The organism is Pseudomonas sp. W2Jun17, assembly GCF_023127795.1.
In the GTDB taxonomy this organism is placed as follows: Bacteria; Pseudomonadota; Gammaproteobacteria; order Pseudomonadales; family Pseudomonadaceae; genus Aquipseudomonas; species Aquipseudomonas synxantha_A.
This window is the reverse complement of record NZ_SPKO01000029.1, coordinates 308,386-333,144: the sequence shown is the minus strand read 5'-3', so window position 1 is coordinate 333,144 and position 24,759 is coordinate 308,386. Positions and strand designations below refer to the sequence as shown.

Here is a 24,759-nt window from a genome sequence, read left to right as displayed (position 1 = left end):
AGCCGTGATAGAAACGCTCGATAACCCGGTCAGTCGTAACGATTAGACAGCCATCGTTTCAGCGCTTTAGCCTCAGGCCATTGTTTTGATAATCGCCTGCCGGAGAATCACATGAGCGTAACGTCGGATGCATTGTTTGTACCCCTGAATATTGCCGTGTTGACGGTCAGTGATACCCGCGAATATGCCAATGATACCTCCGGGCAATTGCTGGTCAGTCGCCTGCTGGAAGCTGGGCACAGCCTGTTGGAGCGCAACCTGCTCAAGGATGACCTGTACAAAATTCGCGCCCAGGTGGCGGCCTGGATCGCCGATGAGCGCGTGCAGGTGGTGTTGATTACCGGCGGCACGGGGTTTACCGGCCGCGACAGCACCCCCGAGGCGGTGGGCTGTTTGCTGGATAAGCACATTGATGGTTTTGGTGAGCTGTTCCGTGCGATCTCGATTCTTGATATTGGTACGTCCACGGTGCAGAGCCGCGCCTTGGCCGGGTTGGCCAACGGCACGCTGGTGTGCTGCCTGCCGGGCTCGACGGGTGCTTGTCGTACTGCCTGGGAAGGTATTCTGGCCGAGCAGCTCGATGCGCGCCACCGACCATGTAACTTCGTGCCGCACCTCAAGCCGGTGGCTCTGTGCGGCACGCGAGGATGAGGCGCGCCGCGCTGATGTCGGTGGAGGAGGCCATTGCTGCGTTGTTGGCCCTGGCCGAGGAGCATCGCCTGCACGACAGCGAGCCGGTGCTGCTCAGCGATGCCCGGCAACGGGTGCTGGCCAATGACCTGGTGGCGAGCCTGGACCTGCCGCCCTGGCCCAACAGTGCCATGGACGGCTACGCCCTGAACCTCACAGACTGGCACGGCCAGCCACTGCCGGTGTCGCAGCAGATCTTCGCCGGTCAAGCGCCTGAACCGCTGCAGCCCGGTACCTGTGCGCGCATCTTCACCGGCGCACCGGTGCCGGACGGGGCCAACTGCATCGAAATGCAGGAGAACGCCGAGGTGCTGGACGATGCGCGTGTGCGCTTTACCCAGCCGCTGCGCGAGGGCCAGAATATCCGCACCCAAGGCCAGGAAAACCGCGCCGGTGAGGTATTACTGCAGGCCGGCAAGCGACTCGGCCCTTTCGAGCTGGCCATTGCGGCGGCCCAGGGCTGTACCCATGTGTCGGTGGTACGCCGGCCACGGGTGGCGCTGCTGTCCACCGGCGATGAACTGGCCGAGCCGGGCACACCGCTCAAGCCTGGCTGCATCTACAACAGCAATCGCACTTTGCTCAGCCATTGGCTGGGGGCACTGGGTTGTGAGGTCATCGACGGCGGCATTCTACCCGACCAGTCGCAACTGACTCGGCTCAAGCTGGAGCAGCTGCAACAGGCGGCCGACCTGATTCTGACCACCGGCGGCGTGTCGGCCGGCGATGCCGATTGCCTCGGCCAGGTACTGCGTGAATGCGGCAAGCCATTGTTCTGGAAACTTGCGATCAAACCGGGCAAACCCCTGACCGTCGGTTCGTTTGGCCGAGTACCGGTGATTGGCCTGCCCGGCAACCCGGCCTCGGCACTGGTGACCTTCGGCTTGCTGGCCCGGGCTTATCTACTGCGTATCCAGGGCGTCGATGATGTCACGCCGATGAGCTTTGAGGTGAATGTGGGGTTTGACTGGCCCAAGGCCGGCAGTCGCCGCGAGTACCTGCGAGCCAGGATCGAGGCGGGCAGGGCGGTGCTGTATCCGAACCAGAGTTCCGGAGTGATGCTGGGGGCGTCGTGGGCGGATGGGTTGGTTGAAATTTGCGAGGGCAGCAGGTTGCAGATGGGTGATACGGCGCGGTTTATACCGTTCTCTGAGTTGTTCTGATTCGGGCACGCTAATGCCAGTTGTAGGAGCGAGCAAGCTCGCTCCTACACAGGGCGATGTACGCTTCCACATTCAGATCTAAAGCGCCCACCGCTCCTGCGCCAGTCGATCACTTTCCCGTCCTTCTACCCAACGCTCTCCAGCTGGCGTTTGCTCCCGCTTCCAGAACGGCGCCCGAGTCTTGAGGTAGTCCATCAGGAACGCGCAGGCCTCAAAGGCCGCCTGGCGATGTTGACTGGCGACGCCGACGAAGACGATGGCCTCACCCACTTGCAACGCGCCCACACGATGAACGATGCTTACCCGCTGCAACGGCCAGCGTTCGTGGGCTTGATCAACGATCAACTGCAGTGAGCGCTCGGTCATGCCCGGGTAGTGCTCAAGGAACAACGCGCTGACCTGATCGCCCTGGTTGATATCGCGTACATAACCGACGAACGTGGCCACGGCGCCAACGCCGGGGTCTTCGGCGTGTACGCTGCGGGTCAGTTCACCCAGGTCCAACAGTTCGGTCTGCACCTGAACCGGCATGGGTCAGCCTCCGGTCACTTGGGGGAAGAACGCAATTTCGTCGAAGTCTTCGATCAGCGCTTGCGGTGTGCAGAGTTCCTGGTTCAGCGCGCACATCAGGCTGGTTTCACCCAGCACCTGCTGCCAGGTCTCACCGCGGGCGCATAGCAATTGCCTGACGTCTGCAATGGTGCGCAGGGACTCATCCAATACGAGCTTTTCACCGCCAACGCCCAGTTGTTCACGGTAGCGCGCAAAGTAGTTGATCAGAATCATTGGGCGTCTCCTGCAATGAAGGTGCCTGACTTGCCGCCGTGTTTTTTCAGCAGCTGGATTCGGTCGATGACCATGCCCCGATCCACGGCCTTGCACATGTCATAGATCGTCAAGGCTGCCACGCTGGCGGCGGTCAGGGCTTCGAGTTCGACGCCGGTCTGGCCGTTGAGCCGGCAGGTGCTGAGGATCTGCACTCTGTCAGGCTCGATGGCGCGCAGTTCGAGGTGGATCGAACTGAGCATCAGCGGATGGCACAGCGGAATAAGCTCATGGGTTTTCTTCGCGGCCATGATCCCGGCGATACGTGCCACGGCAAACACGTCGCCCTTGGGATGGCCGTTGGCCTGGATCAGTTGCAAGGTGGCCGGCAACATGTGCACCCAAGCCTGGGCCTGGGCTTCGCGGGTGGTGGCGGCTTTGTCGGTGACGTCGACCATGCTGGCTCGGCCTGCGGCGTCCAGATGGGTCAGGGTAGGCGAGTGTTTGTGCATGGGGTACCTCGGGTCAACTGAGTACAAAGAAAGAGAAGCCGGCCAGCTAGCCGCCGGTCATGTTCATGAAACGCACCACCTGCACGTCATCGTTGAGCTCGAAGTTGTGTCGGTACGGCTTGATCTTCATCGACTCGAGAATGGCGTGCTCCAGCCGTTGCGGTTCACCCGGGTAACGGCGCAGCACCTCCTTGAGGTCGACCGAATGCTCGTTGCCCAGGCACAGCAGCAAGCGGCCTTCAACGGTCAGCCGCACGCGGTTGCAGGTGCCGCAGAAGTTGTGGCTGTGGGGGGAAATAAAGCCCAGGCGAATATGCGGTGCTTCGGCCAGGCGCCAGTAGCGTGAAGGGCCCTGGGTCGATTCGGCCGAGTCGATCAGGGTGTAGCGTTCGGCGATGCGCTCGCGCACTTGCGCGCTGGAATAGAAAGCCTCGGCACGGCTGTGTTCGCTGATCACGCCCAGGGGCATTTCCTCGATAAAGCTGATATCCACGCCGCGCTCGATGGCGAACGCTACCAGGTCGTTGATCTCGTGATCGTTGCGGCCTTTCATCACCACGCAATTGAGTTTGGTGTGGTGAAAACCCGCAGCATTCGCAGCGTCAATACCGGCGATGACTTTGGCTAGGTCGCCGGTGCGCGTCAGTTCGCGAAAGCGCTGGGGATCAAGGCTGTCGAGGCTGATATTCAGGCGCTTGAGGCCGGCGTCGAACAAGGGGGCTGCGAGCTTGCCCAACTGCGAGCCGTTGGTGGTCATGCACAGCTCGCGCAGGCCGGGGAGGGCGGCGATGCGCTGGCACAGGTCAACCACACCTGGGCGAATCAGCGGCTCGCCGCCGGTCAGGCGAATTTTGCGAGTGCCCAGGGTGACGAAGCTTTCAGCCAGTTGATACAGCTCTTCCAGTGTGAGGATGCGTTGGCGCGGCAGGAACTGCATGTCCTCGGCCATGCAATACACACAACGGAAATCGCAGCGGTCGGTCACCGACATTCTGAGATAGTCGACCCGGCGAGAAAAACTATCCATCAGGATTTTATCGGTCATGGAAACCTCCGGCTGCGACTCAATAAGAGCGTAGCCATGGCGTTGTTTTTGAGCGCTCGACAGAGATGGGAGCCTTATTTGGTTCAAGCCTAAAGTTGTTTTTCAAGGGCGTCTAATCACTATTAACAACTGAGTGATCGATGAAATCTATAACGATTTTATTGGGGCTTTCCAGGTTCGTATCACTATGAAAAATAAAGATTTTAATCTTGATAGATGGTGTCGATGGCGTGGTCGTTATTTGTGATTAGACAGATGTTTTTGCAGGGCCTAGCCTGAATATGTAAACCGATTTCTAGACCGTGGAAAGATCGGTGCAAACACTGTTTGCGTTCTGCAATGCCTGAAAATAACCATCAATAAAGGCTTTAAGTTAGGCGCTGCCTATGCGTGAAGTCCTGGAGAAACATCATGAGCGAAGTTGAACGTTATAAACCGTACAAGGGGGCCGCCGCCGGTTGGGGCGCGCTGATCGCGGTGACGAAAAACTGGCTGGGCAGTGAAAACGCGCTCAAGAACATTCGTGCGATGCTCAAGACCAACCAGAACGGCGGTTTCGACTGCCCCGGTTGCGCCTGGGGCGAGTCGCCGGAAAGCGGCATGGTCAAGTTCTGCGAGAACGGCGCCAAGGCGGTCAACTGGGAAGCCACCGGGCGCCTGGTCAATCCGGCGTTCTTCAACAAATACACGGTGTCGTCGCTGGCAGCGCAAAGTGACTATTGGCTCGAATACCAAGGCCGCTTGACCCACCCGATGCGCTATGACGACTCCCTGGACCGTTATGTCGAAATCACTTGGGATGATGCCTTTGCCCTGATCGCCAAGCACCTCAACGAACTGGAGTCGCCGGACCAGGCCGAGTTCTATACCTCGGGCCGCGCCAGTAACGAAGCGGCTTATTTGTATCAGCTGTTCGTTCGCGCCTACGGCACCAACAACTTTCCCGACTGTTCGAACATGTGCCACGAAGCCAGCGGCCTGGGCATGGACGACAGTGTTGGCGTGGGCAAAGGCACGGTGACCTTCGATGACCTGGAAGAAGCCGACGCGATTTTCGTCATCGGCCAGAACCCCGGCACCAACCACCCACGTATGCTCGAACCGCTGCGCGAGGCGGTAAAGCGCGGAGCCCAGGTGATCTGTTTCAACCCGCTCAAGGAGCGTGGGCTGGAGCGTTTCCAACACCCGCAGCATCCCCTGGAGATGCTCACCAACGGTTCCGAACCTACCTCGTCGGCGTACTTTCGCCCGGCCTTGGGCGGCGACATGGCGGCCTTTCGTGGTATCGCCAAGTTCCTGCTCAAATGGGAACGTGAAGCCCTGGAGAACGATGGCGAGGCAGTCTTCGACCGCGCTTTCATTGCCCAGCACACCTCGGGCCTGGAGCACTATCTGGCGCAAGTGGACGCCACCTCATGGGAGCATATCGTCGCGCAATCGGGCCTGAGCCTTGAGGATATCGAGCTGGCCGCACGCATGTACCGACGCGCCAAGCGGGTGATCATGTGCTGGGCGATGGGCGTGACCCAGCACACACACTCGGTGCTGACCGTGCAGGAAATCATCAACGTGCAACTGTTGCGCGGCAATATCGGCCGGCCAGGGGCGGGGCTATCGCCCGTGCGTGGCCACAGCAACGTGCAGGGCGACCGCACCATGGGCATCAACGAACTGGCGCCGCCGGAATTGATCAACGCATTGGAAGCACGCTTTGACTTCAAGGTCCCGCGCCGCCATGGTCACAACACGGTCATGGCGATTGCGGCCATGGAAGAAGGGCGCGCCAAGGTCTTCATCGGCCTGGGCGGCAATTTTGCCCAAGCCACGCCGGACACCCCGCGCACCCACGCGGCACTGCGCAAGTGCGACCTCACCGTGCATATCGCCACCAAGCTCAACCGCAGCCATCTGGTGACGGGGCGCGAAGCCTTGATCCTGCCGTGCCTGGGCCGCACCGATATCGACATCCAGGAACAAGGCCCGCAAGGCGTGACCGTTGAAGACACCTTCAGCATGGTGCACATCTCCCACGGCCAGCTGAAACCCAAATCGCCGCTGATGCGTTCGGAACCGGCAATCATTGCCGGGATCGCCAATGCGACCCTGGGCAACCACCCGATTGACTGGCTGTGGACGGTGGCCGACTACGGCCGCATCCGCGACTTGATTGCCGACACCATTCCCGGCTTCAAGGACTTCAACACCAAACTGCTGCACCCGGGCGGCTTTCATCTGGGCAACGACGCAGCGCGACGCATCTGGAAAACCAACAGCGGCAAAGCCCAGTTTGTCTCCAGCGTGTTGCCGGCGCACCTGGTCAGCGAAGGCGTGCGCAACCTGGACGTCAAGCCGGAGCTGATCCTGCAGACCATGCGTTCCCACGACCAGTACAACACCACCCTGTACGGGCTCGATGACCGCTATCGCGGCGTCTATGGCATGCGCGATGTGGTGTTCGTCAATGAACAGGACATCCGCAAACTGGGCTACGAGCCGGGGCAGAAAGTCGACATGGTCTCGCTGTGGGGCGATGGCCGTGAGCGTCGGGTCAGCGGCTTCACCTTGATCGCCTATGACATTCCCGCCGGGCAGGCCGCCGCCTATTACCCCGAAACCAACCCGTTGGTGCCGCTGGAAAGCTATGGCGACCGCACCTTTACCCCGACGTCGAAGTTCATCGCCATCCGGCTTGAACCCGCGCCGGTCAGCAATCTGATCCAGTCCCACGGCGCTTGAGTCGTACCGGGGCGGCCAGTATGGCGCCCTGGGTTTCCCTGATCACTGCACATCCGTTTGCCCCAGGCCACGAGGCCTGAGGCACGCCGATCTGGGTGCGCGTGCGCATCAAGTTTCCATAAGGGTATTGCCATGTTAAATCTCGAGGCGCTGGACCTTGCGCGAATTCAATTCGCCTTCACGGTCTCGTTTCACATTATTTTCCCCGCTATCACCATCGGCCTGGCCAGTTTCCTGGCGGTGCTCGAAGGCTTGTGGCTGAAAACCAACAACGCGGTCTACAAGGACCTGTATCACTTCTGGTCGAAGATCTTCGCCGTCAACTTCGGCATGGGCGTGGTCTCGGGCCTGGTCATGGCCTACGAGTTCGGCACCAATTGGAGTCGCTTCTCGGACTTTGCCGGCAGCATCACCGGGCCGTTGCTCACCTATGAGGTGCTGACGGCGTTCTTCCTGGAAGCGGGTTTCCTCGGGGTCATGCTGTTTGGCTGGAACCGGGTGGGGCGGGGTTTGCACTTCTTTTCCACCGTAATGGTCGCCATCGGTACGTTGATCTCGACGTTCTGGATCCTGGCGTCCAACAGCTGGATGCAAACGCCCCAGGGCTTCTCCATCGTCGATGGTCGGGTGATGCCGCTGGACTGGTTCGCCATCGTCTTCAACCCGTCGTTCCCGTTCCGCCTGGCGCATATGGCAATCGCTGCCTTTGTTGCCACGGCGTTCTTCGTCGGCTCATCGGCGGCCTGGCACTTGCTGCGTAAAAACGACACCCCGGCAGTGCGTAAAATGCTCTCGATGGCGTTGTGGATGGCGTTGATCGTCGCACCGATCCAGGCGGTCGTCGGTGATGCCCATGGCTTGAACACCCTGGAGCACCAGCCGGCGAAGATCGCTGCGATTGAAGGGCATTGGGAAAACGTCGGTAACGGCGCGACGCCGCTGGTGCTGTTCGGTATCCCTGACATGGAGGCCGAAAAGACCCGCTACGCGATAGAAGTCCCGTACCTGGGCAGCCTGATCCTGACCCACAGCCTGAACAAACAGATCCCGGCGCTCAAGAGCTTCCCCAAGGAAGATCGGCCGAACTCGAGCATCATTTTCTTCAGTTTCCGGATCATGGCCGGGCTGGGGATGTTGATGATCCTCACTGGGATACTGGGTTTGGTGTTGCGCCGTAACGGCGCGCTGTATCGCAACCGCCTGTTCCTGCGCCTGGTACTGTTCATGGGGCCGACCGGGCTGATCGCAATGCTGGCCGGCTGGATCACCACTGAAGTAGGGCGCCAGCCGTGGGTAGTCTACGGGCTGATGCGTACCGCAGACGCGGCGTCCAATCACAGCGTCACGCAATTGAGCATCTCCCTGGCGTTGTTTGTGCTGATCTACTTCTCGGTATTTGCCGTGGGTATCGGCTACATGATGAAGCTGGTGCGCAAGGGCCCGCAGCCCCATCACGACCATCCGCCACAGGGCGGCCCCGGCCAGGAACGCACACCGCGCCGTCCTCTGTCCGCTGTCACCGAGACGCTCGCGTCCGGCGACCACACCAACTGATCAAAGGGATTGCACATGGGCATTGTAGGTATAGACCTGTCGTTGATCTGGGGCGTGATCATTACCTTCGGGGTGATGATGTACGTGATCATGGATGGCTTCGATTTGGGCCTGGGCATCCTGTTTCCGCTGATCCCGGACGAGCAGGAGCGCGACGTGATGATGAACACCGTGGCGCCGGTATGGGACGGCAACGAGACGTGGTTGGTACTCGGCGGCGCGGCGTTGTATGGTGCGTTTCCGCTGGCGTACTCGGTGATCCTGGAGGCGTTGTACCTGCCGCTGATTTTCATGCTGGCCGGGCTGATCTTTCGTGGCGTGGCGTTTGAATTCCGCTTCAAGGCCAGCCCGCAGAGGCGGCATATCTGGGACATGGCGTTTATCGGCGGCTCGTTCCTGGCGACCTTTTGCCAGGGCGTGGTGATCGGCACCTACATCGCCGGCATTGCGGTGGTCAATCGCCAGTTTGCCGGGGGCAGCCTCGACTGGCTCTCGCCATTCCCGCTGTTCTGCGGGGTTGGGTTGGTGGTGGCCTACGCGTTGCTGGGCAGCACCTGGTTGCTGGTCAAGACCGAAGGCATGCTCGAATCGCGCATGCGCCTGTTCAGCCGCTATCTGGCCTTCGCGCTGATGGCGGTGGTGGCGGTGCTGTGCGTGTGGACGCCGTGGCTGCACCCGGAAATCGCCGTGCGCTGGTTTGCCCAGGCGCACATTGTGGTGTTTGGCGGCCTGATGCTGCTGGGCGTACTGGCATTGGTGGGGCTGTTGAAAACGTTGCGCCAACACCACTCGCACTGGCCGTTCGTATTCACCCTGATGCTGGTGTTCCTGGGGTATATCGGGCTGGCCTTCAGCATCTGGCCGAACATTGTGCCGCCATCCATCAGCTTGTGGGACGCTGCATCGCCGCCTTCGAGCCAGTTGTTCATCCTGATCGGCACGCTGTTCATCCTGCCGATCATCCTGATGTACACCTGCTGGAGCTATTACGTATTCCGCGGCAAAGTGAGGATTGGCGATGGCTACCACTAAGGGTGAAAAGCCGCGGCCTGCTGGCCGTTGGTACCAGCGGGTGTTCTGGCTGATCGCTATCTGGTTCGCCAGCGTGCTCGCCCTCGGCATCCTTGCGAGTGGCTTGCGCTGGATGATGCACATGGCTGGCATGACCAGCCATTGAGGGGAGCCTGATCCAATGTGGAAGGGGCGGCACATCGTTCCATTTTTGAGATGCAGCGGCCCGGTTCAGCCACTACCTAACCTTGAAGCTGATGATTAAGGTGGCTCCATTGTTTTTTCGCAGGTGTCCTACAGGCGCAAGTCGTGGATACCGGTCGGAGCGTGTCTATACAGGAAGTGCAGACACTGCTGGGCACTGTTCCGGCACACCATTCCAGGGAGGTCTATCCAAGCAAGAGGAAATGCAAATGACTGCATCAGGTAACGCTGCAAACTTCAATGGTCAAAAGCCGACGATTGATCCCGCCGACACGGCCATGTTGCTGATCGACCACCAGAGTGGTCTGTTCCAGATCGTCAAGGACATTGATGTTCCTCAATTGCGCGCCAACGCTATCGCGCTGGCCAAGGCCGCGACCCTGTTGAAAATCCCGGTCATCACTACCGCTTCGGTTCCACAAGGCCCCAATGGCCCGCTGATCCCGGAAATCCACGAGGCTGCGCCGCACGCCCAATACGTCGCCCGCCGCGGCGAAATCAACGCCTGGGACAACCCTGAGTTCCACGCCGCTGTCAAAGCCACTGGCAAGAAAACCTTGGTGATCGCCGGCACCCTCACCAGCGTTTGCCTGGCGTTTCCTTCCATTGCGGCGGTGCATGAGGGCTATAAGGTGTTCGCGGTGGTCGACGCTTCGGGCAACCATTCCAAGCTGGCCACTGACTTGACCATCGCGCGCCTGGCCCAAGCCGGCGTGGTGCCGATCGACATCATGGGCACGCTTTCGGAGCTGCAAGGTTCGTGGAACCGTCCGGATGCCCAGGAGTGGGCGAACGTCTACACCCAGGCGATGCCGCACTACCAACTGCTGATCGAGAGCTACATCAAGGCTCAGGAAGTGGCAAACAATCACGAAGAACTAGACTCACAACGCAAGTAAACACGCTGGGTTCTTTGCGGGGCGCCCACTCAGGGCATCACCTTCATTTATCAGGAGTACCACCATGTCTACACCTTACGTTCGCTTGGACAAAGACAACGCCGCTGTGCTGTTGGTCGACCATCAGGCTGGCCTGCTGTCATTGGTCCGCGACATCGACCCGGACAAATTCAAGAACAACGTGCTGGCCCTGGCTGACCTGGCCAAGTACTTCAAGCTGCCGACCATCCTGACCACCAGTTTCGAAACCGGCCCGAACGGCCCGCTGGTTCCCGAGCTCAAGGCGCTGTTCCCGGACGCCCCGTATATCGCCCGTCCCGGCCAGATCAATGCCTGGGACAACGAAGACTTCGTCAAGGCCATCAAGGCCACCGGCAAGAAGCAACTGATCATTGCCGGCGTGGTGACCGAAGTGTGCGTGGCATTCCCGGCGCTGTCGGCGCTGGCGGAAGGCTTTGAAGTGTTCGTGGTGACCGATGCCTCCGGCACCTTCAATGAGCTGACCCAGCAATCGGCCTGGGCCCGCATGTCGGCCAACGGCGCGCAACTGATGACCTGGTTCGGCCTGGCCTGTGAGTTGCACCGCGACTGGCGCAACGATATCGAAGGCTTGGGGACGTTGTTCTCCAACCACATCCCTGACTACCGCAACCTGTTCACCAGCTACAACGCGTTGACTGAAGGCAAGTAAGCCTGGAATGCAGGCTGCCGATGTATTGGCAGCTTGCACTTGCTCCTGGGATAGGGCCGCTTGCGCGCGGGCACTACGGCGACCGTGACGGTGATTGAACAACCACAGGAGCAACGCTGATGCCTATTTTCAAGCGGATCGTGCGTGTCTCCATATCGCTCACGGTGTCACTCTCGGCGGCGGGCGTGCAGGCCGATAACTCCTTGGGCCAACGGGATAACCTCAGCACCGGTATCAATGAACGACAGAAAGCCGAACTGGCGGTGACGCCGGGATTTGTCGGCGGCTCGTCCCTCAATGGGCTGCTGCGCAATTACTACCTGGGCCGCGATAACCACAACACGCCGTCGCGGCTGGATCAGCGTGAATGGGTGCAAGGTGTGTACCTGTCGTTTCGCTCGGGTTACACCGACACGCCGATTGGTGTGGGGGTCGATGTGCATGGGTTCTATGGTCTCAAGCTCGATGGCGGTGGAGGCAGTGGCGGGGCGGGTTTGCTGCCGCTGGATTCGAAAAAGGCTCCGGAGTCTGACTTCTCGGCAGCCGGCGCGGCACTCAAGCTGCGCGGCTTTGGCAGCCTGGTGCAGGCCGGTGACCAGTACCTGGATAACCCACTGGTGGCCAGCGGTGTGAGCCGTGTGGTCCCGCAGACTTTTCGTGGCGTCACGCTGAAGAACTACAGCTTGCAAAACCTGACCCTCGACACCGGCTGGGTCGATTCCACACGCCTGCGCAACCAGAGCGGCCAGAACCACCTGACCACCAGTTACGGCACTGGCAACAAGGCCGGTGTGGCGGCCGAGCGCGAGAGTTCGCACATGAGCTGGCTGGGCGGCGTTTACAGTGCGCCGGGCGGGGTTACGCTGACGCTGTATGGCGGCCAGCTCAGCGATATCTGGAGCCAGTATTACGCTGGGGTCAGCTACCCCTTCACGTTGAACCATGGGGTCACGCTGACGCCGTATGTGCATTACTTCAAGACCCGTGACCAGGGCCAAAGCCACTTGGGGCGCATCGACAACAATACTTACACCGGCGGCCTGACCCTGTCCGGCGCAGGCCAGAGCCTGACCCTCGGTGTGCAGAAGGTCGACGGTGACACGCCGTTCGACTACGTCGTGCAGGACGACCGCACGTTCATGTACCTGAACAATTCCCAGCAATACGCCGACTTCAATGCCCCGGGTGAAAAGTCGTGGAAGATCCAATACCAGACCAGCCTGGCCTTCATCAACGCGCCGGACTTTCAGCTCAGCACCTCCTACACCCGGGGTGAAGCGGACCTGACGCGAGTCGACCCCAACAGCACCGGCTACGGCTACATCTATAACGCTGCGGGCAAGGATGCGCACCACTGGGAACGCGACGTCGCCCTGCGTTATGCGGTGCCGGGCGGCAAGGCCAAGGGCTTTAACGTCACATTGCGCTGGGCCGCGCATCGATCCGGCCAAGGCTATACCGCGCCGGGCAATACCCGTGGCAACTCGAATGCCGATGAGTACCGGGTGATCGTGGATTACCCATTCAACGTTTTTTAATCGGCAGTCAATGAAGGTGCTGTATGCGTCAAACACAATGGATTCAGGTACTGGGCATCAGCTCTGCATTGGCCTGCGCCACCAGCGAGGCAGACAGTGTCAGAACGCCAGCAGTATCCAGCCGGGCCAAGCGATCCACAGTAACCTCGCGGTGTCCTACGCCGTTGCCGAACGCTGGCGGGTCGGCGTGGCGGGGTATCAACTCAAGCAGATCAGCGATGACCGTATCGATGGCCATCGGCAACAGGACTCCAGGGAGCAAGTGGTAGGCATAGGACCCGGCGTGATGTATCAGCAAGGCAAGCGAACATTCTTTGCGAACCTGTATTTTGAAAGTGGTGCTGAAAACCGCGCCCAAGGAACGCAACTGACGCTACGTTACCTCCAGGCGTTTTAGCGCTTAATACTTAGAGGCAGTCATGCTATGCACAATCTTTTTCCGGTAACGCTGGCATTTGCGGCGGTAAGCGTATTGCCTGCGTGTTCCACCCAACTGACCGAGCGCGGTTTTAACGTCAACCTGGTCACTGCCTCGTCTTCGAACCAGTGTCGACTGATTGAAATGTTCACCGTGCAGGGGTCTGGGCCGGATGACATCTTGCGACGGGCGCTCAACCGGGCGGCGGTTCTTGGGGCAGACAGCATGGCTGTGGCAGATGGCAAGGAAACGGCCGATGGCGCCGAGATCAGGGGGGCCGCCTTGATTTGTCGCCAGCCATGAGCCCTGCGGGGGCGGGGGTGCTGCGTAGCTCAGCAGGAACAAGCGCCCTCGCCATAGGCATGGGTATCTACACAACTTCAGTTTGCAGCCCCCTACGGTAACCACGATGCGAAGCGAGCTGCTCTTGATCTTGATCTGCTTTTGATCTTAGGCGGCCCCCCAAATCCATGTTGGATTACGGGCACACCGAGCCTAGGCGAGGTGCCGAGTGGTGGGGCAAGAGCGTTTTGCTCACTTTTGCGCTTTTCAAAAGTGAGCCGCTGTAAGAGCGGAACCAATAGTGGCCGTTACTTAAATAACGGATATGTACTCGATCTGACCCAGCACCCGGGTCGGCCCTGAGGCCGCCAGCGGGAGCAAGCTCCCTCGCCACAGGTACAGCGCCGTATCAAAAGATGTGTAGATACCTATGCCGCCATAGGGGATCGCAGCATTTTAGACGCAATTTGTTACTAACCAATCGCCCGAAAATACATCGTTGTAGCGGCAAACAGGGACAAAACCCCGGTTCGCCATTCAATTTTCATAAAAATGTAACAACCCTGCTGCACAGTTCGGGAGCCCGTCACCACAACGAGTTCTTTTAATGAAAAGCTTGATGAAGTCTGCAGCACTGGCCGTTACGGTTTCTCTGTGTGCCTCCTCCATGACCTTCGCCGCCGAAAACGTGCGTCTCACCGGCTCCGGCGCCAGCTTCCCTGCACCGATCTACCTCACCTGGTTCAAGGATTTCAGCAAGAAGACCGCTGGCGTCACCGTGGACTACCAATCCAAGGGCAGCGGCGCCGGTGTGCAGGACTTCCTGAATAAAACCGTCGATTTCGCCGCCAGTGATTCGGCCATGAAAGATGAAGACATCGCCAAGGTGGCCGAAGGCGTGCAATTGCTGCCGATGACCGCGGGTGAAATCGTGCTGGCGTATAACCTGCCGGGTAACCCCAAGGGCCTCAAGCTGCCACGCGACGTTTATTCCAATATCTTCCTGGGCAAGATCACCAAGTGGAACGACCCACAGATAGTCGCCGCCAACCCGGACCTGAAACTGACCGACACACCGATCACCGTGGTAGTGCGTGCAGACTCCAGCGGCACCACGGCGGTGTTCACCAAGCATTTGGCGACCATCAATCCTGAATTCAAAACGGCGCTGGGCGAGTGCAACACGGTCAACTGGCCTGCCAGCGACAAATTCATCAAGTCGCCCAAGAACGATGGCGTGACGGCCACCGTACGCCAGACGCCAGGCGCGATTGGCTACATCGAGTACGGCTTCGCCAAGCTGGCCAAGGTCGACTTCGCCCAGTTGCAGAACAAGGCCGGCCAGTACGTGGTACCGAACGCCGAGAGCGGTGCCGAGGCCCTGGCAGCAGTGAAAATGCCGGAAAGCCTGGTGGCCTGGCTGCCGGATCCGGACGGTGCCAAGTCCTACCCGATCACGTCCTACACCTGGATGATCTTCCGCAAGGACAACGGTAATCCGGCCAAGGCCAAGGCCATGCGCGAAATGGTCGAGTACAGCTTGACCGAGGGGCAGAAAATCGCCGACTCGATGGGCTACATCCCACTGCCGCAATCGGTGGTCGATCAGGTGCGTAAAGCTTCCGCCAACATCCAGTAACACCCGTGAGGTCGCTCTTGGCCTGGGCTGTCAGCCAGGCCGGGAGCGTTTCCCCCCTTGTTCCGGAATTCGCCCATGATCAAACCTTTCGTCGTTCCGGTTAACCCGGATTCTGCCTGCCAACCCCCCTCTGCAAAAGACTTCCTGGTCGATCGCACCTTCCGTGGGCTTGCGCGAATCGGGGTGGTACTGATTCTGGCGTTGGTCGCAGCCTTGGTATTCGAGGTGGGACGCAAGGCTCTTCCCGGCATGGAGAAGCACGGTTTCGACGTGCTTTTTGGCAGTGTCTGGGATGTCAACCAAGGCAAGTACGGGATCCTGCCAGCGATTTGGGGCACGCTCTATAGCGCCCTGATTGCGCTGCTGATTGCAGGGGTTTTCGGCGTCAGCATGGCGATTTTCCTGACTCAGGATTTCCTGCCGGCGAAGCTGGCGGCGGTGTTTCGCACCATCGTTGAATTGCTCGCGGCCATCCCCAGCGTGGTGTATGGCCTGTGGGGCATCTACGTGGTGATCCCGGCGATCCGGCCACTGACCACCTGGTTGAACAGTGAACTGGGCTGGATCCCGTTTTTCGGCACCTCCTTGAGCGGGCCAGGGTTGCTGCCTGCGGCGCTGGTATTGGCGATCATGATTCTGCCGACGATTGCCGCCGTGTCCCAGGACGCCCTGACCAGCGTGCCGATGAAAACCAAGCAGGCTGCCTACGGTATGGGGACTACCCATTGGGAGGCGATTCTCAAGGTGATGGTGCCTTCTGCCGCCACTGGTATTTTCGGTTCGCTGGTGCTCGGCCTCGGCCGCGCGCTGGGTGAAACCATGGCGCTGGCAATGCTGGTGGGCAACGCCAACAACATCTCACTGTCGCTGTTTGCGCCGGCCAATACCTTGGCGGCCTTGTTGGCGCTGAACTTTCCCGAAGCCGGGCCGAATGAGATCGAGGTGTTGATGTACGCCGCGCTCGTGCTGATGTTTATCACGCTGCTGGTGAACGTCATCGGTTCCATGATCATGCTCTACGCCCAGCGCGGTACTAAACAATGACTGACCTCACGTCCCCAATCACCGCGGTGCCCAGCCTGCAGCGCAAGTTCGAAGGCCGCGCCCTGCGCAGCCTGGTGTTGACAACGCTGGTCTGGCTGGGCGCGCTGCTGGCCAGTGTGCCGCTGATTTCCGTGCTCTACATGCTGATCACCCGTGGTGGCGCACGCCTGAGCCTGGAAGTGTTTACCGAACTGCCGCCCACCGGCTTCGAAACCGGCGGCGGTTTCGGCAACGCCATGGCAGGCACCTTTGTGATGGTCGGCATTGCTGCTGCCATCGCGGTGCCGGTCGGCATCATGGCGGCGATCTTCCTGGCCGAACTGGGGCCGGATAGCAAATTGGCGAACACTGCGCGCTTTGCCGCCAAGATGCTCACGGGCCTGCCGTCGATCCTGGCCGGGGTGTTCGCCTACGCCCTGGTGGTCATGACCACCGGTACTTACTCGGCGCCGGCGGGCGGTGTAGCCCTGGCGGTACTGATGCTGCCGATCGTGGTGCTCACCGCCGAAGAGTCGATGCGCATGGTGCCCAAGATCATGAAGGACGCCGCCTACGGCATGGGCTGTACGCGCTCGCAGGTGATCTGGAAGATCATTTTGCCGACCGGCCTGCCGGCGATCCTCACCGGCGTGATGCTCGCGGTGGCCCGGGCTGCCGGCGAAACCGCGCCGCTGCTGTTTACCGCGCTGTTCAGCAACTACTGGATCTACCACGACGGCGACCTCGCGGTCATGAACCCCACGGCCTCGCTGGCGGTGCTGATCTACAACTTCTCCGGCATGCCGTTCGACAACCAGCTTGAGCTCGCCTGGGCGGCCTCGTTGGTGTTGGTGATGATTGTGCTGGTTGTCAATATTGTCAGCCGTATCTTCGGCAAGCCCAAGTATTAAGAACGGGAGCATCTGAATTTTGAACGTCTCAACTGCGCAAATAGCCGCTCCGTTTGTCACCCAGTCGCCTGTAGTCATGGACTGCAAGCTGGACAGGATTTTCTACGGCAACTTCATGGCGGTGCGTGACAGCCATGTGCCGATTGAAAAAAACAAGATCACCGGGTTTATCGGCCCGTCGGGCTGCGGCAAAAGTACTGTGCTGCGCAGCCTCAACCGCATGAACGATTTGGTGAAGGGCTTTCGCTTCGAGGGCCACGTGCATTTCCTCGGCCAGGACGTGTATGGCAAGGGCGTCGACCCGGTGGTGGTACGCCGCTATATCGGCATGGTGTTCCAGCAGCCCAACCCGTTTTCCATGAGCATCTTCGACAACGTCGCGTTCGGCCTGCGCCTGAACCGCTACAAAGGCGACCTGGGCGACCGCGTCAAGCACGCCCTGCAAGGCGCGGCGCTGTGGGATGAGGTCAAGGACAAGCTCAAGGTCAGTGGCTTGTCGCTCTCTGGTGGTCAGCAGCAGCGGTTGTGTATCGCCCGCGCCATCGCCACCGAGCCGGAAGTGCTGTTGCTCGATGAGCCGTGTTCGGCTCTCGACCCTATCGCGACCCGCCGGGTGGAGGAGCTGATGGTGGAATTGAAGAAGGACTACACCATCGCACTGGTGACCCACAACATGCAGCAGGCCATCCGCGTAGCAGACACCACGGCGTTTTTCTCGGTGGATATTTCCCAAGGCACGCGCACTGGCTACCTGGTGGAAATGGGCCCGACTGCGCAGATTTTCGGCAGCCCGCGTGAGCAGATGACCGAGGATTACATCAGCGGCAAGTTCAGCTGAGCCATCCATGTTCGATAACAGCCGCACCTGCGCCAACGTCTTCTCGGGAATGCCAATGCCTGTAACGCATCGTCTAGATTTGCCAGCGATTGAACGCGCCCTGCGTAAGGTGCAGAGCCGCTTTGCCCAGCTCAGCACGCAGTTTACCGAGCCGCGGGACCCGCTGACGGACGAGGTGTTGGAGAATGTGCTTGCAGGTTATGCGCTGGTTGACGACTACGTCGCCCAGGGCGTGGACCTGTTTGATCTGCACCACCTTGACCTGATGCTGGAGATCAACGCCACGGTGCTCTGTGGTCGAGATCCGGCACGCCGCCTGGAATACGCGCAACACCTGGCCGCAACCGAGGAGCACTTCTTCAACAACGTTGAGGGTGGCATCAAGGACTTGTTCAATTGGTACTGCGCCTACCGCAGTGAATCGGTGTGGAAGCGTGCAGCAGGTGTGTATGTACGCATCCTCAGCAAACCGCAATTGTTCATCGAAGGTAATAACCGCAGTGGCTCGCTGATCGTCAGCTACCTGCTGATGCGTGCAGGGTTGCCGCCGTTCGTGCTGACACTCGAAAACGCCGAAGGCTACTTCAACCCCTCCTCGGTGATCCGCAACTCGGCCAAACATGGGGTGAAGGCCCTGTATGAATTGCCCAAGATCAAGAAAAAGTACGCCGCGTTCCTGGAGGAACAAGCGCCTGATCCGGGTGTGTTTTTCTTGAGCGACACACCGCAGCCAATCTATCAGGGAGGCCAATGATGAGCAGGTATCAAACCTTTGCGGGCAAATGCCGAACGTCCGCCAACCTACTCGTTCAAGCCCTGTCCACGCGTCTGCTCACCCGACCACGCGTACGGATCTCGTTTGATATCGACGACACCCTGGCCTGCCAACTTGATCATTCCCCCGTGGAAAGCAGCTGGTTGCCGGCCTGCGTCCATCGCTGGTGGGGCGAGCCGCTGCGTGTCGGCACCCGCTCCCTGACCCGGGAGCTACGGCGCCAGGGGTGCAGCATCTGGGTTTACACCTCGTCAGGCCGGGCGCCTTCGTATATCAGGCGTTGGCTGATGCTGTACGGCATACGCGTCGATGGCGTGGTGAACAGCGTCGTGCATAACCAAGCCCTCAACGCGCGCGGGCTGTTGAACACGCCGTCAAAGCTTCCGTCGGCCTTCGATATCGATTTACACGTGGATGATTCCGAGGGCGTGCGCATAGAAGGTCATGAACATGGCTTTCGTGTGGTCGTGGTTGACCCGCAGGATGGGCAGTGGGCGCAGAGAGTACTTGAAGCTGTCGCGGGCGTGCAGGCGCAATTGGCCAGGCAGCAAGTGCCCCGATATCAAAAGCCGGCGCGACAAGGTGCTGAAGTTTTTTCTTCCTGAGGGCGAGTGTTATCTGCATCGCTATTTGATATTGGATCGTTATTGGGTTGAGTAAGTCATCCATAACGCGCGCGGCGGGTTTAATTATTCCTGACCCATTAGTCACGTAAAAAACAAACGCCCACTTATTGTTTGTTAAATAGCGCTCCCGGCGCTTTTTTTGTATGGGTGCTTAATAACAGCTCCTTACAATCCGATAGTCGGTCGATGTACGGCAATGTTTCTACGCTAATGTTGACAAGCTTCCTTAATGGTAAAAGTCGATATTAAGAAAAGAAGCAGCCTGAACAGAATGCACAACAACAACTTCAATGCATATTGTTTAGCCCGACGTATCAGTTATTACCGTCGACTTCGGTGTTGATCGCTGGGCTCAAGGAGTACTGACATGGCTATATTCGATTACAAGGGTCAAGATGCCCGTGTGCTGATTTCAGATGCCTGGAACCTCGCCACTTACACCAGCGGTGTCGCGACCGTAGGCGCGCTCTACAACCTTCCAGGTGCGGTACTGGGGGAGGGCAACACCTTTGCATTGCCCAAAGGCTGGCGTGAAATCGGCGCCAATGAACTGAGCGTTGATAGCAGTCACACCGATATCACCGCAAGCTTCACCGGCGATGGCGTGTTCGGTTCCCAGGCCAGGGTGTTTGGTCAATACGATGACAGTGGTCAATTGCTGAAAATGGGGTTTTCCATTGCCGGCACCAACTCCCTGACTGATCTGCTGGGCTGGCCGGCCATGATCGATAACTCGTATATCAACGGCTATGAGTACCTGCTCAATTCAATCAAGGATTACGCGATAGGCCACAACCTGAGCGGCAAGGATGTGCTGGTAACCGGCTACAGCCAGGGTGGCTCAGTCACTAACAGCATGTATATCGGCAAAGACACGCTGGCAGACGGTTTCTTCAAGGATTCGGACTACTTTGGCATGGAGTCACCCAAGTCCAGCAACAGCGACGGAATCTACAACTTCGGTTTTGAAAACGATGTGGTGCACCGCCTCACCGGTCAGGAAACCAACGTGGGAAGTGCCATCATCGACGCTCTTCAGGGGAGTGACGCCAGTTACACCTCGACGACCGACAATATCGTGCTGTTCGATACGATCTACGCCCTGCCGACCTGGCCCAACGGTCCGTTTTCCATCGCCAACTTGTCAGGATGGGCCGCGCACCTCGAAGGTATTTTCATCAACCCCATCCAGCGCATCGCCCAGTCGACGTTCTACGATTACATCGAGCGCGATAGCACCATCGTGATCAGCAACCTCGACGCGATCAGCCGCAGCTTCACCTGGGTCAGCGACAAACAGACCGCCACCTCCAACCATTACGGTACACCGGCCTTCCTGCTGGGCACCGACAGTGCAGACAAGCTGCAGGATGGTCGCAGCGATGACTTCCTCGACGGGTTCAGTGGTAACGACAGTTTCCGGGTCAGTACCGGTACCGATATCGTTGCTGGCGGTGCAGGCGATGACAAAGTCTTTCTCAAAGGTACGGCGTCCGCCTACGAAGCCGTGAAACTGAGCGACGGTACGTTGTTTTTGAACGATAGCAGCGGCCAATACGGCCTTAAAGAACTGCATGGCGTAGAGCATGTCGAGTTCGAAACGGGCCTTGCCAACACGCTCGGTCAACTGCCTGTTATCGGTGGCATCTTCAGCGGTATCGGGCAGACGCTGACGCCGTCTTATACGGTCACCAACGGCAAGCTGGATTTCGATGGCCTGTTCGGCGCCGACAAGGCTTACGCCAGATCCATTGAAGGTAGCCAACTGGCCGACACCCTGAAAGGCACTGCAGCACGCGACCTGATATTCGGCCAGAACGGCAATGATCGGCTCGACGGTGGCGCCGGCAATGACCTGCTGCACGGCGGTGACGGCAACGACACGTTGCTGGGCGGCATGGGTAACGACTCGCTGTATGGCGCCAGCGGTAATGATGTTTTGATCGGCGGGCAGGGCAATGACCAGCTCAGTGGTGGCGTGGGCAGCGACTTGTTTGTGTTCGATCAGCGCGGGTTCGGCCACGACGTGATCAGCGACTTCAACATCCATCAGAACGGGCATGATCTGCTGGTGTTCGCCAAGTCGTTGTTTGCGAGCGCCGATGCTGTAATCGGGTCCACCACCCAGAACGGCAGTGACAGCGTGATTCTGGCGGGGGACAGCAGTGTCACCCTGGTGGGGTTCAATGCGGCACAGCTGAGCGCAGAGATGATCAGCGTGGTTTGATGCGGCATCGGTACAGTTGGCGGTAAAACCTCACAGGATCGCTGATGCTGTGGGGTTTTTTCTTGCTTATCGTTTTATAGCAATCTATATCCCGCAGTATCGCGTTTTCCTCACTTGCCGGTAGCCATCATGTGCTTGCTTCGCATGACTACGGCTCGATCAGGCCTTGATCGCTCAGCGCTGCGCGGGCAATCCAATCCCGGTGCGATGCCAGTACGAAGGCTTTCTTCAAGGGTTTGTTGCAGCATCAACAACTCCTCACGCTGCACTTTTAGTGTGGCTTCGATTTGCTGTATCTCCTCCAGGCGTACATTGATCTGTTCCAGAGTGAGCGATTTGGAGCAGCTCCCGTCATGAAGGAAAAGGCCACGAATGGTGTCGAGGGAAAACCCCAGCCTTTGCGCGTGGATCACGACTTCCAGGCGTTTAATGGTGGACTCGCTGTAATAGCGATAGTTGTTCATGTCGCGCGTGGGGGCGTCCAGCAGGCCTTGCTCCTCGTAGTAGCGTATTGCTGAAGCAGCAAGGCCGGTACGTCGCGCAATCTCGCCTATCTTCATTTTTTGCTTGACCTTCAAGTTGACTTTAATCCGCAGTATAAGCCGCAGCGTAATCCGGAAGGTAATCGGATTGGGCTGGATAAACACCGTTGACCTACGTGGAATGTGAAGAATGAGCAAAATAACCGAGTTGCTGAATTGGCGTTATGCGACGAAAAGTTACGATTCGTCCAAGACAATACCTGCTGAAAAGCTGGAGCGAATCCTGGAGGCGGTACGCCTGACGGCGACGTCGAGCGGGCTCCAGCCATTTGAATTGCTGGTGGTGACCAATCCGCAAATTCGCGAAAAGATTAAGGCGGTCAGCTGGAATCAGTCTCAGGTGACCGACTGCTCTCATTTACTGGTGTTCGCCGCCTGGGATGACATCACGCCTGAGCGTGTCAACATGATGTTCGACCTGACCAATACGGTACGAGCTACCGTCAACCAGGGTTGGGAAGATTACCGTCAAATGCTCCTCGGTATAGTCGCCGAGCGTGGGCAGGAGGCCAACTATCAAGCGGCTGCGCGCCAAGCTTATATTGGCCTGGGCTCGGCTTTAATCGCCGCGGCATCCGAGCAAGTCGACGCGACGCCCATGGAAGGTTTCGACCCATCGGCTGTCGATGAGATTCTGGGACTGGGAGCCAGGCATCTGCGCAGTGTGGTGCTCCTGCCTTTGGGGTATCGGGCAACAGAGTCTGACTGGCTGGTAAACCTGAAAAAAGTACGGCGCTCTCGCGAAAATTTCGTAACCGAAATCAACTAGGGAGAAGTGCAGCCGCTCCACATTGCAGCAATAGTGGGGCGCAGCTGCATGGGTAGAACTGAGTATTTGATCGTGAGTTCCTTTCCAATCATTGAGCGCGGCGCGCGAAGCGCCGCGCTTTGTATCACGCCACGATGTCGCTGACGGCTGCCTGGCCAACGGTGGTGACGAGGAAATCCGCCACACCGTGTCCGGAGAAGTCCACAGCCAAGGTGCCCAGGTTGGTACCCGAGGCATAGTTCAGCACAGCATCGCCGGCATGGCCGGTAAATGCATTGACGAAGCTCAAGCCCGCACCTTTGGTAATGCCCGACAGGTCGATCTTGTCGGAGCCCGAGGTGAAGTCAAAGATCTTGTCCGCAGCGCGTGGCGTGGAATCGGAACTGGCACCGTACACGAACGTGTCGTTGCCGGCGCCGCCCCACAATTGGTCTGCGCCGCCACCTCCGTAGATGAGGTCGTTACCGGCCCCGCCTTTGATGAGGTTGGCGACCTGGTTACCAATGATCAGGTCGTTGCCCGAACCGCCGAATGCGTTCTCGATGGTGACGCCCTTGGCGATCGACACGTTGCCCACCAGGCCGCCCACATCAGAAAACGAGGTGGCAGTGAGGTTGATCTTCTGGTTTTGAGTGAAACCGGAGAAGTCTAGAGTGTCTTTGCCGCCGCCGTCCCATACCGAAAACACCAGCTTGTCGGCATCGGATGTGGCAGTGAGGAAATCACGCCCGGTATTGGAGTTGAACCCGGAGGTCGTGTCACCGGCGCGAGTGCTGTAGTTGGCACCGTAGAGCTTCTGGATCGCGGCGATGTCGTCGATCAGCGGGCCGGCAGCATAGGCTTCGACACCACCTTTACTGAAGTTCTGGTTGGTGTTGCTCTCGCTCCAGTAACTCATCACGGAGTAAGCATGTGTATCTTCGGCATATTTCGCATCCGAATACGACGGTTGACCCACACTGGCGTCGTACGAACCTGGATGCTGCAGTCCAAGTGTGTGACCAATTTCATGGGTCAAGGTTTGACGACCGTAATTGCCGTTTGCCGGTGTTAAATTTTCTTGATAGTTTTGATTGGTATAAAACAACGCATCGCTATTTCCGCTGTTATTGGGGTAGAAGGCGAAAGCTGATCTGGCACCACCATGCTGCAGGTCATTACTATAATTGCCCAGTGATATATGTGCGTCACCTCCGCTTCTGGATTCGATGAATGAAATGTTGGCGACGTCCGACCAGGATTGGAACGAAAGGGCTGCTTGGGATCTCTGTTGAGCGTTGAATGCGCTGAATCCAGACACGTTCTCGGAGGCGTATGCTTGACTTTCTGAAGTCAGAAAGCTGTAGGTGAAGTTGTATTTCCCATTGTGGTCGTTGTCACCCCAATAGTAACCTCCTCGAGTTATTTCATCCGCGGCCTGCGCAATAGTGTAAGACGGCTTGCCCTGTGAGGAATTAAATCCTCCTCGATCATAGGTGTGTGAAAAATTATAGAGTGCCTGGTAATCTTCACTTGTTCGCAGCTGCGCCGAAGTGGTGAGTGGGCTAACAAGATTTTTCGCCAAGATAGTCATACGAGTACATTCCTTCGTGTCCATTGATTTGAAGTGTTATATGCTTATCACGTTTTCGTTGCCTTCTTGTTGTGGTAGTCATTTATAAAGGACTTATGGGTTTAGTGTTATTTAAAAATTAAATATGGTATATAACTTGTTGATATATTCTTAAAAATTATTAAAACACCTTGGGTTGGTGAGTCAATTGACTGATTTTATTGCGGGGCGGTAATTCACGGTTCTCAAGGTGCATCCAAGAGGCGGTTAAGTAGTGTGGTGGCCTATTGATGGCTCGTCCTCAATATATTGATCACGGCCAGATCCCCTCTCATGCTGACTCGGTCAG

General features: G+C 58.5%; 24 protein-coding genes and 1 pseudogene. 19 read left to right on the top strand and 6 right to left on the bottom strand.

What is annotated here, in order from left to right:
- Positions 1–111 precede the first annotated feature (111 nt).
- Together moaB and glp are read left to right on the top strand one after the other, a co-directional pair.
- Complete coding sequence (gene moaB / locus E4O98_RS18770; RefSeq protein WP_005788101.1) at positions 112–651, top strand: molybdenum cofactor biosynthesis protein B; 540 nt, start codon at positions 112–114, stop codon at positions 649–651.
- The gene (gene glp, locus E4O98_RS18765) at positions 648–1,853 is read left to right on the top strand and encodes a gephyrin-like molybdotransferase Glp (protein ID WP_248091489.1); all 1,206 of its coding nucleotides are present in this window, start codon (positions 648–650) and stop codon (positions 1,851–1,853) included. Before moaB ends, glp begins: the two co-directional genes overlap by 4 nt.
- A 78-nt stretch (positions 1,854–1,931) precedes the next feature.
- Here glp and moaE read toward each other — a convergent pair whose 3' ends face one another.
- The 4 genes from moaE to moaA are packed head-to-tail and all read right to left on the bottom strand — an operon-like array spanning position 1,932 to position 4,175.
- On the bottom strand, positions 1,932–2,384 hold the full coding sequence (moaE, locus tag E4O98_RS18760; RefSeq protein ID WP_078821300.1) for a molybdopterin synthase catalytic subunit MoaE: 453 nt from the start codon (positions 2,382–2,384) through the stop codon (positions 1,932–1,934).
- A gap of 3 nt (positions 2,385–2,387) precedes the next feature.
- A complete protein-coding gene (gene moaD / locus E4O98_RS18755) occupies positions 2,388–2,639 on the bottom strand; it encodes a molybdopterin converting factor subunit 1 (RefSeq protein ID WP_078821301.1) in 252 nt (83 codons plus the stop codon).
- Entirely contained in the window at positions 2,636–3,130 is a 495-nt protein-coding gene (gene moaC, locus E4O98_RS18750; RefSeq protein ID WP_103734433.1) for a cyclic pyranopterin monophosphate synthase MoaC, read from the bottom strand. The genes moaD and moaC overlap by 4 nt, the downstream gene beginning before the upstream one ends.
- Before the next feature lie 46 nt (positions 3,131–3,176).
- Positions 3,177–4,175: a GTP 3',8-cyclase MoaA gene (gene moaA, locus E4O98_RS18745; RefSeq protein ID WP_248135943.1), complete on the bottom strand. Its 999-nt coding sequence runs from the start codon at positions 4,173–4,175 to the stop codon at positions 3,177–3,179.
- A 411-nt stretch (positions 4,176–4,586) separates the two neighbouring features.
- Between moaA and E4O98_RS18740 the strand changes: the two genes are divergently transcribed.
- The 16 genes and pseudogenes from E4O98_RS18740 to E4O98_RS18665 all read left to right on the top strand — a co-directional run bounded on the left by E4O98_RS18740 (position 4,587) and on the right by E4O98_RS18665 (position 21,547).
- Entirely contained in the window at positions 4,587–6,911 is a 2,325-nt protein-coding gene (locus tag E4O98_RS18740; protein ID WP_032875563.1) for an FdhF/YdeP family oxidoreductase, read from the top strand.
- Between the two features lie 132 nt (positions 6,912–7,043).
- Positions 7,044–8,465 carry a cytochrome ubiquinol oxidase subunit I gene (locus E4O98_RS18735; protein ID WP_248135941.1) on the top strand — a complete coding sequence of 474 codons (1,422 nt, stop codon included), beginning with the start codon at positions 7,044–7,046 and terminating at the stop codon, positions 8,463–8,465.
- A gap of 15 nt (positions 8,466–8,480) precedes the next feature.
- Entirely contained in the window at positions 8,481–9,497 is a 1,017-nt protein-coding gene (gene cydB, locus E4O98_RS18730) for a cytochrome d ubiquinol oxidase subunit II (protein WP_248135939.1), read from the top strand.
- On the top strand, positions 9,484–9,642 hold the full coding sequence (locus E4O98_RS18725; RefSeq protein WP_103734436.1) for a DUF2474 domain-containing protein: 159 nt from the start codon (positions 9,484–9,486) through the stop codon (positions 9,640–9,642). The genes cydB and E4O98_RS18725 overlap by 14 nt, the downstream gene beginning before the upstream one ends.
- Before the next feature lie 247 nt (positions 9,643–9,889).
- On the top strand, positions 9,890–10,579 hold the full coding sequence (locus E4O98_RS18720) for an isochorismatase family protein (protein ID WP_248135937.1): 690 nt from the start codon (positions 9,890–9,892) through the stop codon (positions 10,577–10,579).
- A 64-nt stretch (positions 10,580–10,643) separates the two neighbouring features.
- Positions 10,644–11,270, top strand: coding sequence for an isochorismate family cysteine hydrolase YcaC (gene ycaC, locus E4O98_RS18715; protein ID WP_003191542.1), 627 nt, complete (start codon positions 10,644–10,646; stop codon positions 11,268–11,270).
- 119 nt (positions 11,271–11,389) lie between these two features.
- Entirely contained in the window at positions 11,390–12,808 is a 1,419-nt protein-coding gene (locus tag E4O98_RS18710; RefSeq protein WP_248135935.1) for an OprD family outer membrane porin, read from the top strand.
- A 106-nt stretch (positions 12,809–12,914) separates the two neighbouring features.
- Positions 12,915–13,205, top strand: a pseudogene (locus tag E4O98_RS18705) (transporter); the annotation flags it as partial.
- A 27-nt stretch (positions 13,206–13,232) separates the two neighbouring features.
- Complete coding sequence (locus E4O98_RS18700) at positions 13,233–13,529, top strand: hypothetical protein (RefSeq protein ID WP_248135931.1); 297 nt, start codon at positions 13,233–13,235, stop codon at positions 13,527–13,529.
- A gap of 586 nt (positions 13,530–14,115) precedes the next feature.
- Positions 14,116–15,147 (top strand): phosphate ABC transporter substrate-binding protein PstS, encoded by a 1,032-nt coding sequence (gene pstS / locus E4O98_RS18695; RefSeq protein ID WP_248135929.1) that lies wholly within the window; start codon positions 14,116–14,118, stop codon positions 15,145–15,147.
- Positions 15,148–15,222: 75 nt separating this feature from the next.
- Positions 15,223–16,191 (top strand): phosphate ABC transporter permease subunit PstC, encoded by a 969-nt coding sequence (gene pstC / locus E4O98_RS18690; protein WP_005788132.1) that lies wholly within the window; start codon positions 15,223–15,225, stop codon positions 16,189–16,191.
- Complete coding sequence (pstA, locus tag E4O98_RS18685) at positions 16,188–17,081, top strand: phosphate ABC transporter permease PstA (protein WP_005788134.1); 894 nt, start codon at positions 16,188–16,190, stop codon at positions 17,079–17,081. The genes pstC and pstA overlap by 4 nt, the downstream gene beginning before the upstream one ends.
- Before the next feature lie 76 nt (positions 17,082–17,157).
- Positions 17,158–17,919 (top strand): phosphate ABC transporter ATP-binding protein PstB, encoded by a 762-nt coding sequence (gene pstB, locus E4O98_RS18680; RefSeq protein ID WP_019817112.1) that lies wholly within the window; start codon positions 17,158–17,160, stop codon positions 17,917–17,919.
- Between the two features lie 55 nt (positions 17,920–17,974).
- Positions 17,975–18,673: a hypothetical protein gene (locus E4O98_RS18675; RefSeq protein WP_148854365.1), complete on the top strand. Its 699-nt coding sequence runs from the start codon at positions 17,975–17,977 to the stop codon at positions 18,671–18,673.
- On the top strand, positions 18,673–19,299 hold the full coding sequence (locus tag E4O98_RS18670) for a hypothetical protein (protein ID WP_032875543.1): 627 nt from the start codon (positions 18,673–18,675) through the stop codon (positions 19,297–19,299). Before E4O98_RS18675 ends, E4O98_RS18670 begins: the two co-directional genes overlap by 1 nt.
- A gap of 388 nt (positions 19,300–19,687) precedes the next feature.
- Positions 19,688–21,547 carry a calcium-binding protein gene (locus E4O98_RS18665; protein ID WP_248128676.1) on the top strand — a complete coding sequence of 620 codons (1,860 nt, stop codon included), beginning with the start codon at positions 19,688–19,690 and terminating at the stop codon, positions 21,545–21,547.
- A 110-nt stretch (positions 21,548–21,657) separates the two neighbouring features.
- Here E4O98_RS18665 and E4O98_RS18660 read toward each other — a convergent pair whose 3' ends face one another.
- A complete protein-coding gene (locus tag E4O98_RS18660) occupies positions 21,658–22,125 on the bottom strand; it encodes a MerR family transcriptional regulator (RefSeq protein ID WP_228308393.1) in 468 nt (155 codons plus the stop codon).
- A gap of 94 nt (positions 22,126–22,219) precedes the next feature.
- Here E4O98_RS18660 and E4O98_RS18655 point away from each other — a divergent pair, with 94 nt between their 5' ends.
- Positions 22,220–22,858 (top strand): NAD(P)H-dependent oxidoreductase, encoded by a 639-nt coding sequence (locus E4O98_RS18655; protein ID WP_248135927.1) that lies wholly within the window; start codon positions 22,220–22,222, stop codon positions 22,856–22,858.
- 124 nt (positions 22,859–22,982) lie between these two features.
- Here the strand turns inward: E4O98_RS18655 and E4O98_RS18650 are convergent, their stop codons facing one another.
- Positions 22,983–24,431: a serralysin family metalloprotease gene (locus E4O98_RS18650; RefSeq protein ID WP_248135925.1), complete on the bottom strand. Its 1,449-nt coding sequence runs from the start codon at positions 24,429–24,431 to the stop codon at positions 22,983–22,985.
- Positions 24,432–24,759: the final 328 nt, after the last annotated feature.

Coding starts and splice junctions, on each gene's coding strand:
- E4O98_RS18665 (WP_248128676.1), top strand. CDS start 19,688: ATGGCTATATTCGATTACAAGGGTCAAGATGCCCGTGTGCTGATTTCA.
- pstB (WP_019817112.1), top strand. CDS start 17,158: ATGGACTGCAAGCTGGACAGGATTTTCTACGGCAACTTCATGGCGGTG.
- glp (WP_248091489.1), top strand. CDS start 648: ATGAGGCGCGCCGCGCTGATGTCGGTGGAGGAGGCCATTGCTGCGTTG.
- moaB (WP_005788101.1), top strand. CDS start 112: ATGAGCGTAACGTCGGATGCATTGTTTGTACCCCTGAATATTGCCGTG.
- pstC (WP_005788132.1), top strand. CDS start 15,223: ATGATCAAACCTTTCGTCGTTCCGGTTAACCCGGATTCTGCCTGCCAA.
- E4O98_RS18710 (WP_248135935.1), top strand. CDS start 11,390: ATGCCTATTTTCAAGCGGATCGTGCGTGTCTCCATATCGCTCACGGTG.
- moaC (WP_103734433.1), bottom strand. CDS start 3,130: ATGCACAAACACTCGCCTACCCTGACCCATCTGGACGCCGCAGGCCGA.
- E4O98_RS18700 (WP_248135931.1), top strand. CDS start 13,233: ATGCACAATCTTTTTCCGGTAACGCTGGCATTTGCGGCGGTAAGCGTA.
- E4O98_RS18720 (WP_248135937.1), top strand. CDS start 9,890: ATGACTGCATCAGGTAACGCTGCAAACTTCAATGGTCAAAAGCCGACG.
- cydB (WP_248135939.1), top strand. CDS start 8,481: ATGGGCATTGTAGGTATAGACCTGTCGTTGATCTGGGGCGTGATCATT.
- E4O98_RS18675 (WP_148854365.1), top strand. CDS start 17,975: ATGCCTGTAACGCATCGTCTAGATTTGCCAGCGATTGAACGCGCCCTG.
- E4O98_RS18655 (WP_248135927.1), top strand. CDS start 22,220: ATGAGCAAAATAACCGAGTTGCTGAATTGGCGTTATGCGACGAAAAGT.
- pstS (WP_248135929.1), top strand. CDS start 14,116: ATGAAAAGCTTGATGAAGTCTGCAGCACTGGCCGTTACGGTTTCTCTG.
- moaA (WP_248135943.1), bottom strand. CDS start 4,175: ATGACCGATAAAATCCTGATGGATAGTTTTTCTCGCCGGGTCGACTAT.
- E4O98_RS18735 (WP_248135941.1), top strand. CDS start 7,044: ATGTTAAATCTCGAGGCGCTGGACCTTGCGCGAATTCAATTCGCCTTC.
- pstA (WP_005788134.1), top strand. CDS start 16,188: ATGACTGACCTCACGTCCCCAATCACCGCGGTGCCCAGCCTGCAGCGC.
- E4O98_RS18670 (WP_032875543.1), top strand. CDS start 18,673: ATGAGCAGGTATCAAACCTTTGCGGGCAAATGCCGAACGTCCGCCAAC.
- ycaC (WP_003191542.1), top strand. CDS start 10,644: ATGTCTACACCTTACGTTCGCTTGGACAAAGACAACGCCGCTGTGCTG.
- E4O98_RS18650 (WP_248135925.1), bottom strand. CDS start 24,431: ATGACTATCTTGGCGAAAAATCTTGTTAGCCCACTCACCACTTCGGCG.
- E4O98_RS18740 (WP_032875563.1), top strand. CDS start 4,587: ATGAGCGAAGTTGAACGTTATAAACCGTACAAGGGGGCCGCCGCCGGT.
- moaD (WP_078821301.1), bottom strand. CDS start 2,639: ATGATTCTGATCAACTACTTTGCGCGCTACCGTGAACAACTGGGCGTT.
- moaE (WP_078821300.1), bottom strand. CDS start 2,384: ATGCCGGTTCAGGTGCAGACCGAACTGTTGGACCTGGGTGAACTGACC.
- E4O98_RS18725 (WP_103734436.1), top strand. CDS start 9,484: ATGGCTACCACTAAGGGTGAAAAGCCGCGGCCTGCTGGCCGTTGGTAC.